The sequence below is a fragment of the Pseudomonas sp. Z4-20 genome (genome assembly GCF_051131955.1).
GTDB classification, from domain to species: domain Bacteria; phylum Pseudomonadota; class Gammaproteobacteria; order Pseudomonadales; family Pseudomonadaceae; genus Aquipseudomonas; species Aquipseudomonas marvdashtae.
In genome coordinates this window covers 2,133,383-2,151,482 of the sequence record NZ_CP071641.1, presented here as the reverse complement: position 1 = coordinate 2,151,482, position 18,100 = coordinate 2,133,383, and the positions used below count along the sequence as shown (strand labels likewise).

Below are 18,100 nucleotides of genomic sequence, written 5' to 3'. Positions count from 1 at the left end.
CGTTATCAAAGTTTGGTCAGGGACAGGCCGGCCCAGGTGGCGAGCAGCCCGCCGAACACGCTGATGGCCGCATAGCCCAGGGCCAGCGGCACCTGCCCGCTTTCCAGCAAGCGCACCGTATCCAGTGAAAAGGATGAAAAAGTCGTTAGGCCGCCAAGAAAGCCGACCATCAATCCCGCGCGCACCTCGATGGGCACCTCGGGACGAATCAAAAAAAGGCCGTAAAGAACGCCGATCAGCAGACAGCCCACGATATTAACGGCCAGCGTCGCGGTATAGAAGTGCCGTGGCCAATTTGCATTGATCCAGTTGCCCGTGGCGAAACGCAACAGCGTGCCGGCGACGCCACCGGCAGAGACCGCAAGAATCAAGGGGATCAAGGTTTTCTCCGCTGCCGTGGACTCAGTCGGTCCAGCTGTGCCAAATGATTGAGCTTCTCGCCGATCTTCAATTCCAGGCCACGGGGCACCGGTTGATAGAACGACTGGGGCTCGAGTTCTTCGGGAAAATAGTCTTCGCCGGCGGCGTAGGCGTCGGGCTCGTCGTGGGCGTAACGGTATTCTTCGCCATAGCCCAGTTGCTTCATGAGCTTGGTCGGCGCGTTGCGCAGGTGCAATGGGACTTCGAGGGAACCGTGCTCGGCGGCGCTGCGCATCGCCGCCTTGAAGCCCATGTACACGGCGTTGCTTTTCGGTGCACAGGCCAGGTAGGTAATGGCCTGGGCCACGGCGAGTTCGCCTTCCGGGCTGCCGAGCCGTTCCTGCACGTCCCAGGCCGCCAGGCACAGGCTCAGGGCGCGGGGGTCGGCGTTGCCGATGTCTTCGCTGGCCATGCGCACCACGCGTCGGGCCAGGTACAGCGGATCGCAGCCGCCGTCGATCATCCGCGCAAACCAGTACAGCGCGCCGTCCGGGTTGGAGCCGCGCACCGACTTGTGCAGCGCCGAAATCTGGTCGTAGAACGCCTCGCCGCCCTTGTCGAAGCGGCGCCGGGTATCGCCTAGCAGGCTTTGCAGCAGCTCGACGTCGATCTCGCTGTTGTCTTCGGCCAGGTCCGAGGCGTTTTCCAATAAATTGAGCAGGCGCCGGCCATCGCCGTCGGCGGCGCTGAACAGGATCTGGAAGCCTTCATCGCTGAGGCTGAGCTGACGCTTGCCCAGGCCGCGCTCTTCCGTCAACGCGCGATGCACCAGCTTGCGCATCGCCGCCTCATCGAGGCTCTTGAGGACATAGACCCGCGCGCGGGACAGCAAGGCGTTGTTGAGTTCGAACGAAGGGTTCTCCGTGGTCGCGCCGATGAAAATCAGCGTGCCGTCTTCGACATAGGGCAGGAACGCATCCTGCTGCGACTTGTTGAATCGGTGCACTTCGTCGACGAACAGGATAGTGCGCTTGCCGTACTGGCCGGCTTGCTGCTTGGCGATTTCCACCGCCTGGCGGATTTCCTTGACCCCGGCCAGCACCGCCGACACCGTTTCGAAATGCGCGTCCGAGACTTCCGCCAGCAGCCGCGCCAGGGTGGTCTTGCCCACCCCCGGCGGCCCCCAGAAGATCATCGAGTGCAAGGCCCCCTGTTCCAGGGCCTCGCGCAGGGGCTTGCCCCGGGCGAGGACGTGTTCCTGGCCGACATATTCATCCAGATTGGTTGCGCGCAGGCGGGCGGCCAATGGCTGGGCTATCGGGGCGCTTCGAAACAGGTCCATCACTGCTTATGCAACCTCCAGGCCTGGGTTATTCCTGGATCACATCGGCACCCTTGGGGATGTCGAACTTGAACTTGGACGGGGCGATCGGCTGATTGGCCTTGACCCCGGTGAACAGGATGTTGGTGCGCTGGCCGACGCTGTCGATCAGTTGCATGTCGTTGACCAGGCCGTTGCGGAACGACAGGCGCAGGCTGTCGAACAGGCTGTCCTTGGTCTTGGGCTTGAGGGTGAAGTCGATCACGCCACCGGCCTCCTTGGAGGTGATCTCGAAACTCTGGCTGATCTCGGAAATGTCACCGGAGAGCAGCAGCGCTGGCGTCTGGGTCAGGCGCTGGTCGAGAGTCTTGATGGTCACCTGTTCCAGGTCCGGGTCCCACAGGGAGACTTTCTTGCCATCCGACACCATCAACTGTTCGGCCGGCGCATCGGTGTGCCAGTAGAACAGGCCCGGACGCTGCAAGGCCATGTCTCCCGCCGTTTCCTGCAATTGAGTACCACTGCCATCAAGGGTCAATTGCGAGAAGCGCGCGGTCAGGGTCTGGGAGCCACCCAACAACTGGGTCAGGCGGGCCACGTCCTTTTCGCCGGCATGGGCCGACAAAGTGGTCACGGCTAATACGGGCAACAGCAGCATGCGAATCAGGCGCATGGGAGTCCTCATGAATTCGTGGGGGGTCGAGCGGCGTGTCACCACGCCGCCCGGGTCATCAGTCGCGCATCGGGCCCGGCGCCAGTACTTCGCGCGAGCCGTTGGTGTTCATCGCCGTCACCACACCGGCCATTTCCATGGCTTCGATCATGCGTGCGGCGCGGTTGTAACCGATCTTCAGCTTGCGCTGTACGGCGGAAATCGAAGCCCGGCGGCTTTCCAGGACGAACTGCACCGCCTCGTCATAAAGCGCGTCGGTTTCGGCGTCGTCATCGCCGCCGCCGCTGCTGCCTTCGAAACCGCTGCCGGCTTCTTCGACACCGGCAAGGATGTCGTCGTTGTATTCAGGCGCACCGCGCAGCTTCCAGGCCTCTACCACGCGGTGCACTTCGTCATCGGAAACAAACGCGCCGTGGACCCGAATCGGCAGGCTGGTACCGGGCGGCATGTAGAGCATGTCGCCGTGGCCCAGCAGTTGTTCGGCGCCGCCCTGGTCGATGATCGTCCGTGAGTCGATCTTGCTCGACACCTGGAATGCCATGCGCGTTGGAATGTTGGCCTTGATCAGGCCGGTGATCACATCCACCGATGGCCGCTGGGTCGCGAGGATCAAGTGGATACCGGCCGCACGGGCCTTCTGGGCGATACGGGCGATCAGCTCTTCGACCTTCTTGCCAACGATCATCATCATGTCGGCGAATTCGTCCACCACCACGACGATGGTCGGCAGCTTGTGCAGCAATGGCGCTTCGTCGTGGATGCTTTCGCGGTTGTACAGCGGGTCGGTCAGCGGCGTGCCGGCTTCCTCGGCTTCCTTGACCTTGGCGTTGAAGCCCGACAGGTTGCGCACGCCCATCTTCGCCATCAGCTTGTAGCGGCGCTCCATCTCGGCAACGCTCCAGCGCAGGGCGTTGGCCGCGTCCTTCATGTCCGTGACCACTGGGCAAAGCAGGTGCGGAATGCCTTCGTAGATCGACAATTCAAGCATTTTCGGGTCGATCATGATCAGCTTGGCGTCTTCCGGGCCAGACTTGAACAGGATCGACAGGATCATCGCGTTCACCCCCACCGATTTACCCGAACCGGTGGTACCGGCCACCAGCAGGTGGGGCATCTTCGCCAGGTCGGTGATAACCGGCTTGCCGCCGATGTCATGCCCCAGGGCCAGGGTGACTGGCGATTTGTGGTTGTCATACTCAGGCGTGGACAGCACTTCGGAGAAACGCACGATCTGCCGGTCTTCGTTGGGAATCTCGATGCCCACGGTGGTCTTGCCCGGAATCACCTCCACCACCCGCACGCTGGTCACGGCCAGGGACCGCGCCAGGTCCTTCGCGAGGTTGGCGATGCGGCTGACCTTCACACCGGCCGCCGGCTGGATTTCGTAACGGGTAATGACCGGGCCCGGATGGATCGAGTCCACCGAAACCTCGACGCCGAATTCCTTGAGCTTGATTTCCAGCAAGTGCCCAACGGCCGCCAGGGATTCGGGGGAATAATTGAGTTGCTTCTTCTCGGCGGGATCGAGAATCGAGATCGGCGGCAAGGTGCCTTCCACCGCGCTGTCGACGAACAGCGGTGCCTGTTTTTCCTTCTGCACGCGCTTGCTTTGCTCGGGCGGCTTGGTCGGGGCCATGGTGATGACTGGCGGCACCTGTTTTTCCCGCTCGGACATGTGTTTGCTCAGGGCCTGCTCGCGTTCGATCAGGCGTTCCTTGACCTTGGCCTGCTCGCGTTTGTCCGGCGTCGTCGGGGCCACCACGTCATGGACACGGTCGTCGACCTCGCGCAGCTGCGCGACCAGTTGCTTGCGCTCGTTGCGTGCCGCCCACCAGCGGTTCAACGCGCCCTGGATCAATTCGATCAGGTCGAGGGTGATCTTGCCGGTGACGTCCATGACCTTGAACCACGACAGGTCGGTGAACACCGTCAGGCCGAACAGGAACAGGGCGATAAAAAGCAAGGTACTGCCTTGGATATTCAGGGCATTCCTGGCCAGGTCGCCGAGGCTTTCCCCCAGCGCGCCACCCGCCCCGGCCGGCAGGCCAGTGGGTGCATGGAAATGGATATGGGCCAGCGCGGCACCCGACAGTACGAGGAACACCAGGCCGATCAGGCGCCAGGAGAACAGCCAGCCGCTCCACTGCCAGGGCTCATGGCGCTGGCGAAAAATCTGGTAGGTCTTGATCGCCAGCAGCAGCGGGAAAATGTAGGCGAAATAGCCCAGCACCATGAACAGGATGTCGGCGCTGTAGGAACCGGCCGGACCGCCGAAATTCTGCACGTCTTCGATCTTGCTGTTATGGCTCCAGCCCGGATCGTCCTTGCCGTACGTCAGCAAGGCCATCATCAGGAACAGGCACAAGGCACCGATGGCGATCAACGCACCTTCCTTGAGCCGGTAGTGCAATTGTTGGCGCCAGAGCGGAACGACTGTCTTGGGTGCTGCGGTGGATTTCTTCAAAACGCTTCTTTTCCTGCGCCAATGGCGCGTCCATCTGTTGAATGACTATAAAAAACTGCCCATGACGAGCAGGTAAAAAAGTGAACGTGCACAACCGGTACTACTTTTACCACTGTGACATGCGTCCGGAAAACCGCAGGTGTTGCCGAAGATTTGATCTTTTGCCGCTCCTGCGTTCAAAACTCAAGCATTGTACGGGTTTGTCACGCCCGAGGCATTGCTCGTACGCTCGGCGACAGCATAGCCAGAAACAGGGGTTGATGGGCGCCAATTTGAGCATGCATTCTCTTTTGTGACAAAGGCTTATGAGGTGTTTTTATGAGCGAAGCGAAGCATTCACGCCTGATTATTCTCGGTTCCGGCCCTGCCGGGTACAGCGCGGCTGTCTACGCCGCCCGTGCCAACCTCAAACCCGTCGTCATTACGGGCATGCAGGCCGGTGGCCAGCTCACGACCACGGTTGAAGTCGATAACTGGCCTGGCGACGTCGAAGGCCTGACCGGACCGGTGCTGATGGAGCGCATGCAACGGCACGCCGAGCGCTTCGACACGCAGATCGTCTACGACCATATCCATACCGCCAAGTTGCAACAGCGTCCGTTCGAACTGGTCGGCGACAGCGGCACCTACACCTGCGACGCGCTGATTATTGCCACCGGTGCCTCGGCTCAATACCTCGGGCTGCCCTCGGAGGAAACCTTTGCCGGCAAGGGCGTTTCAGCTTGCGCGACCTGCGACGGTTTCTTCTATAAGAACCAGGTAGTGGCGGTGATCGGCGGCGGCAATACCGCGGTGGAAGAAGCCTTGTACCTGTCCAACATCGCCAAGGAAGTGCATTTGGTTCACCGACGGGACAAGCTGCGCTCGGAAAAAATACTCCAGGATAAACTCTTCGAAAAAGCCGCCAGCGGCAACATCCGCCTGCATTGGAACCAGAACCTGGACGAAGTGCTGGGTGACGCCAGCGGCGTGACCGGCGCGCGCCTGCGGCACAGCGAGACGGGGGAAACCAGCACGCTATCCCTGGCCGGCGTGTTCATCGCCATCGGGCATAAACCCAATACCGATCTGTTCCAAGGCCAGTTGAAGATGCGCGACGGCTACCTGATCGTGCGCGGCGGCAGCGAAGGCAACGCCACCGCAACCGATATTGAAGGTGTATTTGCCGCAGGCGACGTGGCCGATCATGTTTACCGCCAGGCTATTACGTCCGCCGGCGCGGGTTGCATGGCCGCTCTGGACGCAGAGAAGTATCTCGATGACATCCCGGCCGTTTGACGGTTAACCTCTAGGGCGGGCTCCGAACAGAGTCCGCTACCCTCCCCTTCTGCAAGTTCGGATAACAATGCTGACCTGGTTACAACGCAACACACTGGATTTTCCACCGCTGGAAAAGGCCATGCGCGACCCCAACGGCCTGCTGGCCGCTGGCGGCGACCTGTCCGCCGATCGGTTGATCCAGGCCTATCGTCACGGCTGCTTTCCCTGGTTCTCGGAGGGCCAGCCGATCCTTTGGTGGTCGCCGGACCCGCGTACCGTGCTGTTTCCCGACGAACTGCACGTCTCGCGCAGCCTGAACAAGCTGTTGCGCAAGCAACGCTACGAAGTGACGTTCGACCGGGATTTCGCCGCGGTCATCAAGGCGTGCGCCGCACCCCGCGATTATGCCGACGGCACTTGGATCACCGACGCCATGCAGACCGCTTATCTGCAATTGCACCAGCGCGGCTTCGCCCACTCGGTGGAAGTCTGGGATCAGGGCGCATTGGTGGGCGGCCTGTACGGCCTGGCGATGGGGCAACTTTTTTTTGGCGAGTCGATGTTCAGCCGGGCCGACAATGCGTCGAAATTCGGCTTCGCCACCCTGGTCCAACACCTCAAGGAAGCGGGTTTTGTGCTGATCGACTGCCAGATGCCCACCGAGCACCTGCACAGCCTGGGTGCGCGATCGATTCCGCGCGCAGCGTTCGCCGGTTACCTGAAGGCCCACCTGGATCAGCCCAACCGTGCCTCCTGGGTTTGCTGAGCGATATTCGCGCTCCTGGCTTACACTTCAATTGAAGTTTATTTCCGAGGGTCGATCATGACTGAGTTGGCGCGCTTGAAGTTCTATGCCACTCAACCCCACTCCTGCAGTTATCTGCCTGAGGAGCAGGCCACGACGCTGTTCCTCGACCCTAGCCAGCCTATGGATGTGCACGTCTACGCAGACCTGTCCGAGATGGGTTTTCGTCGCAGTGGCGATCATCTCTATCGGCCCCATTGCCAGCATTGCAACGCGTGCGTTCCCGCGCGCATCCCTGTGGCTCGATTCACCCCCAATCGCCAGCAGAAGCGCATCTTCAAGCGCAACGCGGACCTACAGGTTCGGCCGGCCAAGCCACAGTTCAGCGAAGAATATTTCGACCTGTACCAGCGTTACATCGAACAGCGCCACGCCGACGGCGACATGTACCCACCCAGCCGGGACCAATTCTCGACTTTCCTGGTACGCGACCTGCCGTTTTCACGGTTCTATGAGTTTCGCCTCGAAGGCAAGCTGATGGCCATCGCCGTCACCGACCTGCTGCCCAACGGACTGTCGGCGGTGTACACCTTTTATGAGCCCGACGAAGAAAAACGCAGCCTCGGACGCTACGCGATCCTTTGGCAAATCAACGAATGCCGGCGCCTGGGCCTGGAAGCGGTCTACCTGGGCTACTGGATCAAGAACTGCAAAAAAATGAACTACAAGACCCAATATCGGCCCATTGAATTGCTGATCAACCAGCGGTGGGTTGTCTTGAACTAAGGCAGCTCGCGGGTTCTTGCTCGGTCCCGGCGCCAGCCTCATTGATGAACCTCCCAAGAACCCCTTGGCTTGCCCCCCCTTTTTCGGGCACAATGCACGCCGCTTTTGCCTGGCGCAGTTGCACCGGGCCATTCACTGGATACCGAGGGCTTTACTGCATGTCGAAAGAAGACAGCTTCGAAATGGAAGGCACTGTCGTCGACACCCTGCCCAACACCATGTTTCGTGTGGAGTTGGAAAATGGGCACGTCGTAACCGCGCATATCTCCGGCAAGATGCGCAAGAACTACATTCGTATTCTTACCGGTGACAAAGTGCGCGTCGAGCTGACGCCCTATGACTTGAGCAAAGGGCGCATCACTTACCGCGCTCGCTAACAAGTCAATACAAAACGCCCGGCTCATGTCGGGCGTTTTTGTTTGTGGAGCGTGGGAACGATCCCAACACACAGAAAAAAGGCGCCTTTCGGCGCCTTTAGCTTGATGCAGGTAACGGTCAGGCCATTTCGGCCGTGGTTTCGAAGTCGAACGTCAGCTCGCCGTCCTTGATGTCGATGTGAACTACACCGCCATGCTCGGCCAGTTCGCCGAAGAGGATTTCCTCGGCCAGCGGACGCTTGATCTTGTCCTGGATCAGGCGAGCCATCGGCCGCGCGCCCATCGTCACGTCGTAACCACCTTCCGCCAGCCAACTGCGAGCCGCATCGGTGACTTCCAGCAATACGCGCTTGTCTTCGAGCTGCGCCTGAAGTTCGGTAAGGAACTTGTCCACCACGCTCTTGATGACTTCATGACTGAGGCGACCGAACTGGATAATGGTGTCCAGGCGGTTGCGGAATTCAGGCGTGAAGCTCTTCTTGATCACTTCCATCGCATCGGACGAGTGGTCCTGATGGGTGAAACCGATCGAAGCGCGCGCCGCGGTCTCGGCACCGGCGTTCGTGGTCATGATGATGATCACGTTGCGGAAATCCGCCTTGCGCCCGTTGTTATCGGTCAGCGTACCGTGATCCATGACTTGCAGGAGCAAGTTGAAGACTTCCGGATGCGCCTTTTCGATCTCATCGAGCAACAGCACGCAGTGCGGTTGCTTGGTAATCGCCTCGGTCAGCAAGCCGCCCTGGTCGAAACCGACATAACCTGGAGGCGCACCGATCAGACGCGAGACGGTGTGACGCTCCATGTACTCGGACATGTCGAAGCGCACCAGCTCGATGCCCATCGCCTTGGCCAGTTGCCGCGCCGCCTCGGTCTTGCCGACACCGGTAGGCCCGGCGAACAGGAACGAACCCACCGGTTTGTCCGGCGACTTGAGACCGGCGCGGGACAGCTTGATTGCGGTCGACAGCGAGTCGATGGCCGCATCCTGGCCGAACACCGTCAACTTCAGGTCGCGCTCCAGGTTACGCAGCAATTCCTTGTCGGAACTCGTGACATGTTTTGGCGGGATGCGCGCGATTTTCGCAACGATGTCCTCGACTTGCGGTACTTCAATGCGCTTGACCCGGTTTTCCACCGGTTGCAGGCGCTGGTAAGCGCCCGCCTCGTCAATCACATCGATCGCCTTGTCCGGCATATGCCGGTCATTGATGTAGCGCGAGGCCAGTTCGGCAGCGGCGCGCAGGGCTTCGTCACTGTACTCGATGCCGTGGTGCAGCTCGAAGCGGCCCTTGAGCCCGCGCAGGATACCGATGGTGTCTTCCACCGACGGCTCCGACACATCGACCTTCTGGAAGCGCCGCGCCAAGGCACGATCCTTCTCGAAGATCCCGCGAAACTCCTGGAACGTGGTCGAGCCGATGCAGCGGATATCACCCGACGACAGCAACGGCTTGAGCAGGTTGGACGCATCCATCACGCCACCCGACGCCGCCCCGGCACCGATAATGGTGTGGATCTCGTCAATGAACAGGATCGCCTGAGGACGCTTCTTCAGCTCGCCGAGCAACGCCTTGAAGCGCTTCTCGAAGTCACCGCGGTACTTGGTACCGGCCAGCAAGGCGCCGAGGTCGAGGGAATACACCACGCTATTGGCGAGCAGGTCCGGCACCTGGTTGTCGACGATGCGCTTGGCCAGGCCTTCGGCGATTGCGGTCTTGCCGACGCCCGCCTCGCCCACCAGCAGCGGGTTGTTCTTGCGACGCCGAGCCAGGATCTGCGCCACGCGCTCGACTTCCGCCTCGCGCCCGACCAGCGGGTCGATACGCCCCTGGCGCGCCAGTTCGTTCAGGTTGCTGGCATAGGCATCCAGCGGATTGCCCGAAGAAGAAGACTCACCGCCCTCGTCGTCCTGCATATCCTGCTCACCCTCGGAGTGATCGCCATGCCCCGGCACTTTGGAAATGCCATGGGCGATGTAGTTGACGACATCGATGCGTGCAACGCTCTGCTGCTTGAGCAGGAAAACCGCCTGGCTTTCCTGTTCGCTGAAGATCGCGACCAGCACGTTGGCTCCGGTCACTTCACGCTTGCCCGAGCTCTGTACATGAAAGACAGCACGTTGCAGGACACGCTGGAAGCCCAGGGTTGGCTGGGTTTCGCGATCCTCATCGTGGACGGGGATCAATGGCGTGGTGGAGTCGATGAACTCCTGCAAATCATGCTTGAGTTTATCGAGGTTCGCGCCGCAGGCACGCAAAACGGTGGCGGCAGCCTCGTTATCCAATAGGGCCAGCAGCAGGTGCTCGACGGTCATGAATTCATGACGCTTCGAACGAGCCTCCTTGAAGGCAAGATTGAGGGTGACTTCGAGCTCGCGGTTTAACATAGCTTCACCTCATACCCAAGTGGTCGGCGTTAACCGTCCTTCTCGATTTCACAGAGTAGCGGATGCTGGCTTTCCCGGGCGTACTGGTTGACCTGCATGGCCTTCGTCTCGGCGATGTCGCGGGTAAACACTCCACATACTGCCCGCCCCTCTGTATGGACGGCCAGCATGACCTTGGTCGCCAGCTCGCGATTCAGGTTAAAAAACACCTCGAGCACTTCGACGACGAAATCCATCGGTGTGTAGTCATCGTTGAACAAAACCACCTTGTACATCGGTGGCGCCTGTAACGCAGGCTTGGCTTCCTGAACAGCAATGCCTGCGGAATCGTCGTCATGTTGATCCGGGCGATCCTGATTGAATGTTAGTCGAATCTGGCTGATTGCATGCATGGAAAGAAAGGTTCGTTTAGTTAGCGAATACAGTGATGGGGTCACTTGCAGGCGATTTCAACCGCTACTGCCCGATCACCTTGACTATCGGGAAATCGGTGTTACAACCAATAGAGCCCACCGTGGGTTAAAAAGGTCCGCGAAGTCAATCCGATTTCCATTGATCGACGGCGGATGATCAGGATGATACTCCGTTGGCGGGGTGTGTTGCAGAGGGAAATTGGTATGTCGGGCACCGGGATGCGATTCAACGGAAAGGTCAAATGGTTCAACAATGCCAAGGGCTATGGTTTCATCAACGAAGAAAAACGTCGAGAAATCGAAGAGAAACCCGAAGAGAAACCCGAAGATCTCTTCGCCCATTACTCGGCCATCCAGATGGACGGTTACAAAACCTTGAAGGCCGGGCAAGAAGTAACATTCGATAAAATCCAGGGACCGAAAGGCGTGCACGCCATCGCGATCACCCCGGTCACCGTCGAGGTCGAAGTCGCTCCCGTGGCCGCCAGGGCTCGCGTCACCGAAAACCACTGACGCCCTACCCCAATCCAAGAAAAATGCCCGGTTCGATCGCTCGAACCGGGCATTTTCTTTTGGCCTGGACGCGCTTACATGTGCGAAATCAGCGCATCGCCGAAGCCAGAAGACGACACCAGCTTGGCGCCGTCCATCAAGCGCTCGAAGTCATAGGTCACGGTCTTGGCCGAAATCGCGCCGTTGGTGCCCTTGATGATCAGGTCGGCCGCTTCGGTCCAGCCCATGTGGCGCAGCATCATCTCCGCCGACAGGATCAGCGAACCCGGGTTGACCTGGTCCTTGCCTGCATACTTGGGCGCGGTGCCGTGGGTGGCTTCGAACATCGCCACGGTGTCTGACAGGTTGGCGCCCGGCGCAATACCGATACCGCCCACTTCCGCTGCCAGGGCGTCGGAGAGATAGTCACCGTTGAGGTTAAGGGTCGCGATCACATCATATTCAGCTGGACGCAACAGGATCTGCTGCAACATCGCATCGGCGATAGCGTCCTTGACGATGACATTCTTGCCGGTCCGCGGGTTCTTGAACTGCATCCACGGCCCGCCGTCGAGCAGGGTGGCGCCGAACTCCTCGGCCGCTACTTCGTAGGCCCATTCCTTGAAGGCACCTTCGGTGAACTTCATGATGTTGCCTTTATGCACGATGGTCAGCGAATCGCGGTCATTGTCGACAACATATTGCAAGGCTTTGCGCGCCAGACGCTTGGTGCCCTGCTTGGAAACCGGCTTGACACCAATACCGCAATCTTCGTCGAAGCGGATCTTGGTGACGCCCATTTCTTCTTTCAGGAATTTGATGACCTTGGTGGCCTCGGCCGAACCGGCTTTCCATTCGATGCCGGCATAAATGTCTTCGGAGTTCTCGCGAAAGATCGTCATGTCCACGTCGCCAGGCTTCTTGACCGGGCTGGGCACGCCTTCGAACCAGCGCACCGGGCGCAGGCAGACATACAGGTCGAGTTGCTGGCGCAGCGCTACGTTCAGCGAGCGGATACCACCACCGACCGGGGTGGTCAGCGGACCCTTGATGGAAACCACATAGTCTTTGACCGCGTCCAGGGTTTCCTGGGGAAGCCAGGTGTCCTGGTCGTAGACCTGGGTCGCTTTTTCACCCGCGTAGACTTCCATCCAGGAAATCTTGCGCTTGCCGCCATAAGCCTTCTCAACCGCGGCGTCGACAACCTTGATCATGACCGGACTGATATCAACGCCAATGCCATCGCCTTCGATGAAGGGGATGATCGGGTTGTCGGGAACATTAAGAGAATGGTCTGCATTGACGGTGATTTTGTCACCGACGGCCGGAACCTGAATCTTTTGATACCCCATGCTGAACTCCATTGCTTGGATTGAACATCTGGCTGCGTTCGAGCGTACCCCAGTTGTATCGGCACGCAAACCCTACGTTCGGCCCATGCCGGGCAAATTAATCGACTTCGCCGCGTACAAGCCTGAAAACCAAGGGAAAAGCGCCAAACTTGAGCATAGCCCAGCCCTGCGACCTGCGACGTTTAGACCAATGGACGTGTGCGGAAGCCTATGAACCGTCGGCAGATCGCCAGCTACCTATGTATAATGCCGCCGCTGACCACAGGGTCACGATGGCTGACGGCTCTATTACGAGACTTTCCGCCAATTTGAAAGCCGGTCCGTTACCGCGGGCCGACCGCTTGACGCTCGACTGATGCACCCAACATCACCGCGAAGAAACCTCGACATTCGGCTCACGGATGACTTTGAACGAACGCGCTTACCCGGCGCCCCTCGAGTTTCTGCGCATGCTTTAGCAAAGAAGAGAGTTAATCCGAATATGCCCACCCGCTCGAAGATCATCTATACCTTCACCGACGAAGCGCCTGCCCTCGCCACCTATTCGCTGCTGCCGATCGTCGAAGCCTTCACCGCTTCGGCCGATATCGCCGTGGAGACCCGCGATATCTCCCTCGCAGGGCGCATCCTGGCCAGCTTCCCCGAGCAACTGGGTGACAAAGCCGTAGCCGACCACCTCGCCGAGCTGGGCGACCTGGCCGTCACGCCTGAAGCCAATATCATCAAGCTGCCGAACATCAGCGCCTCGGTGCCGCAACTGCAGGCCGCGGTCAAGGAACTGCAGGCCCAGGGCTATGCGCTGCCGGACTACCCGGAAACCGTGAGCACCGACGCCGAGAAAGAAGCCCGCGCCCGCTACGACAAGGTCAAGGGCAGCGCCGTGAACCCGGTCCTGCGCGAAGGCAACTCCGACCGCCGCGCGCCGCTGTCGGTCAAGAACTACGCTCGCAAGCACCCGCACAAGATGGGCGCCTGGGCTGCCGACTCCAAGTCCCACGTGGCCCACATGAGCACCGGTGATTTCTACGGCAGCGAAAAAGCCGCCCTGATCGACGCCGCGGGCAGCGTGAAAATCGAGCTGATCGCCAAGGACGGCACTGCCACCGTCCTGAAGGAAAAGACCACCGTACAAGCCGGTGAGATCCTCGATTGCGCAGTCATGGGCAAAAAAGCCCTGCGCGACTTCATCGCCGCTGAAATCGAAGATGCCAAGCAAAAAGGCGTGCTGCTGTCGGTCCACCTCAAAGCCACCATGATGAAGGTCTCCGACCCGATCATGTTCGGCCAGATCGTCGCCGAGTACTACAAGGACGCGCTGGCCAAGCACGCCCAGGTGCTGGAGCAGATCGGCTTCAACCTGAACAACGGCATCGGCGACCTGTACGCCCGCATCAAGGCCCTGCCGGCCGAGCAGCAGGCGCAGATCGAAGCCGACATCCAGGCGGTCTACGCCGTTCGTCCGTCGCTGGCGATGGTCAACTCCGACAAGGGCATCACCAACCTGCACGTGCCGAGCGACGTCATCGTTGACGCCTCGATGCCGGCCATGATCCGTGACTCCGGCAAGATGTGGGGCACCGACGGCCAGTTGCACGACACCAAGGCCGTGATCCCGGATCGCTGCTACGCCACCATCTACCAGGCGGTGATCGAAGACTGCAAGCAACACGGCGCCTTCGACCCAACCACCATGGGCAGCGTGCCGAACGTCGGCCTGATGGCCAAGAAAGCCGAAGAGTACGGCTCCCACGACAAGACTTTCCAGATCAAGGCCGACGGCGTCGTCCGTGTCTCGGACAACAACGGTCGCACCGTGCTGGAGCAGAACGTCGAGGCTGGCGACATCTTCCGCATGTGCCAGACCAAGGACGCGCCGATCCAGGATTGGGTCAAGCTGGCCGTCAACCGTGCCCGCGCCAGCAGCACCCCGGCGATCTTCTGGCTGGACCCGATGCGCGCCCACGATGGCGTGATGATCGAGAAGGTCCAGGCTTACCTGAAGGATCACGACACCTCCGGCCTGGATATCCGCATCATGTCGCCAGTCGACGCGATGAAGTTCACCCTGGCTCGCACCCGCGAAGGCAAGGACACCATTTCGGTGACCGGCAACGTGCTGCGCGACTACCTGACCGACCTGTTCCCGATCATGGAACTGGGCACCAGCGCCAAGATGCTGTCGATCGTGCCGCTGATGAACGGTGGCGGCCTGTTCGAAACCGGCGCCGGCGGTTCGGCACCCAAGCACGTCCAGCAACTGCTGGAAGAAAACTTCCTGCGCTGGGATTCCCTGGGCGAGTTCCTGGCCTTGGCCGCCTCCCTGGAACACCTGGGCGTGACCTACAACAACCCTAAAGCGCTGGTGCTGGCCAAGACCCTCGACCAGGCTACTGGCGAGTTCCTGGACCGCAACAAATCGCCTTCGCGCAAGGTCGGCGGCATCGACAACCGCGGCAGCCACTTCTACCTGACCCTGTTCTGGGCCCAGGCATTGGCCGCCCAGGATGACGACGCAGCCCTCAAGGCCCAGTTTACGACCCTGGCCAAGACCCTGACCGACAACGAAGATAAAATCGTTGCCGAGCTCAACGCCGTCCAGGGCAAGCCAGTGGACATCGGCGGTTACTACTTCGCCAACCCTGAGCTGACCAGCAAGGCCATGCGCCCGAGCAACACCTTCAACGCGGCGATTGCTGCGCTGGTGTAACGCTGCAATGAAACACCACGAACCCCGGCCTTGTGCCGGGGTTTGTGTTTCTGGCACCCCCCATTTCCCCCTGACAACCTACTCCCACAGGGGAAACGCGGCACCACCAAGAACCAGGCCGGCTGTCAGGCCGCCTCGCTTTTGATCTTGATCTCAGGCGCCCCGTTAACCACGATGGCCGGAGTGAGGGCATGCCGAGCCTAAGCGAGGCACCGAGTGGTGGGGCAAAGCCTTTTTGGGTACTTTTTTGGCGTCTGAAAAAAGTGACCCGCTGTAAAAGCGGAACCATAAGCAGCCGTTACCGCAGCAATGGATATGTACTCGATCAAGGCCAGCTCCCAGCCCATCATCGCGAACACCCCCACCGCAGCCCACATCCCAACCTGAGAAATAAAGGAGCCCCATGAACTGGCACCCCCACATCACCGTCGCCACCATCGTCGAGGACAACGGCCACTTCCTGATGGTGGAAGAATCCAAAGGCGGACGCGCTGTACTCAACCAACCCGCCGGCCACCTGGACCCCAACGAAACCCTGATCGAAGCCGCCGTGCGCGAAACCCTCGAAGAAACCGGCTGGGACGTCGAGCCCACCAGCATCGTGGGCATCTACCTGTACACCGCTCCCAGCAACGGCGTGACCTACCAGCGGGTCTGCTTCACCGCCAAAGCCTTGGAACACCACCCGGATTATCAACTGGACGACGGCATCCTCGGCGCCAAGTGGCTGACCCGCGACGAATTGCTGGCACAGCGCGACAGCTGGCGCAGCGAACTGGTCATCCGCTGCATCGACGATTACCTGGCCGGCCATCGCCACAGTCTGGCGCTGATCCGCCCTTCTCTTTAGCCTTGCGCGCCCGGGCCTGATAGAATCGCGTCCTTTTTCAAGACACACATTGAATTCCTATGCGTGATCCAGCCTCTTCGAATACCCCCAAGCAGCGCGTCATAGTCGGCATGTCCGGCGGCGTGGACTCTTCCGTTTCCGCTCTTCTGCTGATCGAGCAGGGTTACGAGGTGGAAGGCCTGTTCATGAAGAACTGGGAAGAAGACGACGGAACCGAATACTGCACCGCCATGGACGACCTCGCAGACGCCCAGGCCGTATGCGACAAGATCGGCATCAAGCTGCACACCGCCAACTTCGCCGCCGAGTACTGGGACAACGTGTTCGAGCACTTCCTGGCCGAATACAAGGCCGGGCGCACGCCGAACCCGGACATCCTCTGCAACCGCGAAATCAAGTTCAAAGCGTTCCTCGATTACGCCATGATGCTCGGTGCCGACCTGATCGCCACCGGCCACTACGTGCGCCGCCGCGACATCGACGGCCGCACCGAACTGCTCAAGGGCCTGGATCCGAACAAGGACCAGAGCTACTTCCTGCATGCCGTCGGCGGTGAGCAGATCGCCAAGACCCTGTTCCCGGTGGGCGAACTGGAAAAGCCCGAAGTGCGCGCGATCGCCGAGAAACACCAGCTCGCCACCGCCAAGAAAAAGGATTCCACCGGGATCTGCTTCATCGGCGAGCGCCGTTTCAGCGATTTCCTCAAGCAATACCTGCCGGCCCAGCCGGGTGAGATCAAGACCACCGAAGGCGAAGTCATCGGTCGTCACCATGGCTTGATGTACCACACTATCGGCCAGCGCCAAGGCCTGGGCATCGGCGGGCTGAAAGATGCCGGCGAAGAGCCGTGGTACGTGCTGGTCAAGGACCTGGAGCACAACGAGCTGATCGTCGGCCAGGGCAACGACCATCCGTGGCTGTTCTCCCGCGCCCTGCTCGCCTCCGACATCTATTGGGTCAACCCGATCGACCTCAGCGAGCCGCGTCGCCTGACGGCCAAGGTTCGCTACCGCCAGAGCGACCAGCCCTGCACCTTGGAAAAAACCGCCAGCGGTTATCGCGCCACGTTCGATGATCCGCAGCGCGCGGTCACACCCGGCCAGTCCGTGGTGTTCTATGACGGCGACATCTGCCTGGGCGGCGGCGTGATCGAAGTCGCAGAGCCTTGGAGCAACAAGGCATGACGCCGATCCAGGAACAACTGACGGCACTGGGCGGCGTGTTTCTCGCCGCCGTGCTGGTGGACCGGATCGCCAAGACCGGCCAGACCACCGAAGCCGGCCTGGGCTGCATGCTCGGCAGCCTGCTGGTGCGCGACCCCAAGGACACGCTGGAAGTCTACGGCGGCGACGACCTGAACCTGCGCGAAGGCTATCGCGCCTTGATCGGCGCCCTGGAGCGCGACCCCAGCACCCTGCAACGCGAGCCGCTGCGCTACGCCCTGTCGATGCTGGGCCTGGAGCGCCAGTTGGCCAAGCGCGACGATTTGCTCGAAACCATTGGCAAGCGCCTGCCGCAGATCCAGTCCCAGGTCGAGCACTTCGGGCCGTCCCATGAAAACGTGATCGCCGCCTGCGGCGCGCTGTACCAGGACACCCTGAGCACCCTGCGCCAGCGCATCCAGGTCCATGGCGACATGCGCAACCTGCAGCAACCGAACAATGCCTCGAAGATCCGCGCCCTGCTGTTGGCCGGGATTCGCTCGGCGCGGTTATGGCGGCAGCTCGGTGGTCATCGCTGGCAACTGGTGATTAGCCGACGCAAATTGTTGAAAGAGCTTTACCCGTTGATGCGCAACGAATAAGCCGCCTCAACCTGTTTTATTAGCTTATTACGCGTAACACGCCGGTCAGTTGGCGACGGACCGGCGTTTGTTTTCATGTATGATACGCGCCCCATTTCGTTGCCCGA

Annotated in this window: 16 protein-coding genes; 9 read left to right on the top strand and 7 right to left on the bottom strand. The window is 60.4% G+C overall.

The genetic code is table 11. The features are described from left to right. Positions 1-5: 5 nt before the first annotated feature. The 4 genes from crcB to J3P82_RS09980 are packed head-to-tail and all read right to left on the bottom strand — an operon-like array spanning position 6 to position 4,818. A complete protein-coding gene (gene crcB, locus J3P82_RS09995; RefSeq protein WP_018608522.1) occupies positions 6-380 on the bottom strand; it encodes a fluoride efflux transporter CrcB in 375 nt (124 codons plus the stop codon). After that, entirely contained in the window at positions 377-1,702 is a 1,326-nt protein-coding gene (locus J3P82_RS09990) for a replication-associated recombination protein A (protein ID WP_434562681.1), read from the bottom strand. The genes crcB and J3P82_RS09990 overlap by 4 nt, the downstream gene beginning before the upstream one ends. Before the next feature lie 28 nt (positions 1,703-1,730). Then, positions 1,731-2,354, bottom strand: a complete 624-nt coding sequence (gene lolA, locus J3P82_RS09985; protein ID WP_434562679.1) for an outer membrane lipoprotein chaperone LolA — start codon at positions 2,352-2,354, stop codon at positions 1,731-1,733. Positions 2,355-2,412: 58 nt separating this feature from the next. Beyond that, a complete protein-coding gene (locus tag J3P82_RS09980; RefSeq protein ID WP_434562677.1) occupies positions 2,413-4,818 on the bottom strand; it encodes a DNA translocase FtsK in 2,406 nt (801 codons plus the stop codon). 318 nt (positions 4,819-5,136) lie between these two features. Here J3P82_RS09980 and trxB point away from each other — a divergent pair, with 318 nt between their 5' ends. From trxB to infA, 4 genes are all read left to right on the top strand, one after another. Next, a complete protein-coding gene (gene trxB / locus J3P82_RS09975; RefSeq protein WP_434562675.1) occupies positions 5,137-6,096 on the top strand; it encodes a thioredoxin-disulfide reductase in 960 nt (319 codons plus the stop codon). A gap of 67 nt (positions 6,097-6,163) precedes the next feature. Further along, on the top strand, positions 6,164-6,844 hold the full coding sequence (gene aat, locus J3P82_RS09970) for a leucyl/phenylalanyl-tRNA--protein transferase (protein ID WP_434562673.1): 681 nt from the start codon (positions 6,164-6,166) through the stop codon (positions 6,842-6,844). Between the two features lie 57 nt (positions 6,845-6,901). Next, complete coding sequence (locus J3P82_RS09965) at positions 6,902-7,609, top strand: arginyltransferase (RefSeq protein ID WP_186609286.1); 708 nt, start codon at positions 6,902-6,904, stop codon at positions 7,607-7,609. 158 nt (positions 7,610-7,767) lie between these two features. Beyond that, a complete protein-coding gene (gene infA, locus J3P82_RS09960) occupies positions 7,768-7,986 on the top strand; it encodes a translation initiation factor IF-1 (RefSeq protein WP_002553999.1) in 219 nt (72 codons plus the stop codon). Positions 7,987-8,104: 118 nt separating this feature from the next. Here infA and clpA read toward each other — a convergent pair whose 3' ends face one another. Both clpA and clpS read right to left on the bottom strand, forming a co-directional pair. Then, positions 8,105-10,375 (bottom strand): ATP-dependent Clp protease ATP-binding subunit ClpA, encoded by a 2,271-nt coding sequence (gene clpA, locus J3P82_RS09955; RefSeq protein ID WP_434562671.1) that lies wholly within the window; start codon positions 10,373-10,375, stop codon positions 8,105-8,107. 29 nt (positions 10,376-10,404) lie between these two features. Then, positions 10,405-10,767: an ATP-dependent Clp protease adapter ClpS gene (clpS, locus tag J3P82_RS09950; RefSeq protein WP_053157775.1), complete on the bottom strand. Its 363-nt coding sequence runs from the start codon at positions 10,765-10,767 to the stop codon at positions 10,405-10,407. A 240-nt stretch (positions 10,768-11,007) separates the two neighbouring features. Here clpS and J3P82_RS09945 point away from each other — a divergent pair, with 240 nt between their 5' ends. Then, the gene (locus tag J3P82_RS09945) at positions 11,008-11,301 is read left to right on the top strand and encodes a cold shock domain-containing protein (protein ID WP_434563768.1); all 294 of its coding nucleotides are present in this window, start codon (positions 11,008-11,010) and stop codon (positions 11,299-11,301) included. 74 nt (positions 11,302-11,375) lie between these two features. On the opposite strand, the gene icd is transcribed toward J3P82_RS09945, so the two are convergent. Beyond that, positions 11,376-12,632 (bottom strand): NADP-dependent isocitrate dehydrogenase, encoded by a 1,257-nt coding sequence (icd, locus tag J3P82_RS09940; protein ID WP_186609296.1) that lies wholly within the window; start codon positions 12,630-12,632, stop codon positions 11,376-11,378. A gap of 481 nt (positions 12,633-13,113) precedes the next feature. Between icd and J3P82_RS09935 the strand changes: the two genes are divergently transcribed. The 4 genes from J3P82_RS09935 to hflD all read left to right on the top strand — a co-directional run bounded on the left by J3P82_RS09935 (position 13,114) and on the right by hflD (position 17,993). Beyond that, positions 13,114-15,339: an NADP-dependent isocitrate dehydrogenase gene (locus J3P82_RS09935; RefSeq protein WP_434562669.1), complete on the top strand. Its 2,226-nt coding sequence runs from the start codon at positions 13,114-13,116 to the stop codon at positions 15,337-15,339. A gap of 403 nt (positions 15,340-15,742) precedes the next feature. After that, positions 15,743-16,189: an NUDIX hydrolase gene (locus J3P82_RS09930; RefSeq protein WP_434562667.1), complete on the top strand. Its 447-nt coding sequence runs from the start codon at positions 15,743-15,745 to the stop codon at positions 16,187-16,189. Positions 16,190-16,248: 59 nt separating this feature from the next. Beyond that, positions 16,249-17,373 carry a tRNA 2-thiouridine(34) synthase MnmA gene (gene mnmA, locus J3P82_RS09925; protein ID WP_186609302.1) on the top strand — a complete coding sequence of 375 codons (1,125 nt, stop codon included), beginning with the start codon at positions 16,249-16,251 and terminating at the stop codon, positions 17,371-17,373. Next, positions 17,370-17,993, top strand: a complete 624-nt coding sequence (hflD, locus tag J3P82_RS09920) for a high frequency lysogenization protein HflD (protein WP_434562665.1) — start codon at positions 17,370-17,372, stop codon at positions 17,991-17,993. The genes mnmA and hflD overlap by 4 nt, the downstream gene beginning before the upstream one ends. The last annotated feature ends 107 nt before the right edge of the window (positions 17,994-18,100 follow it).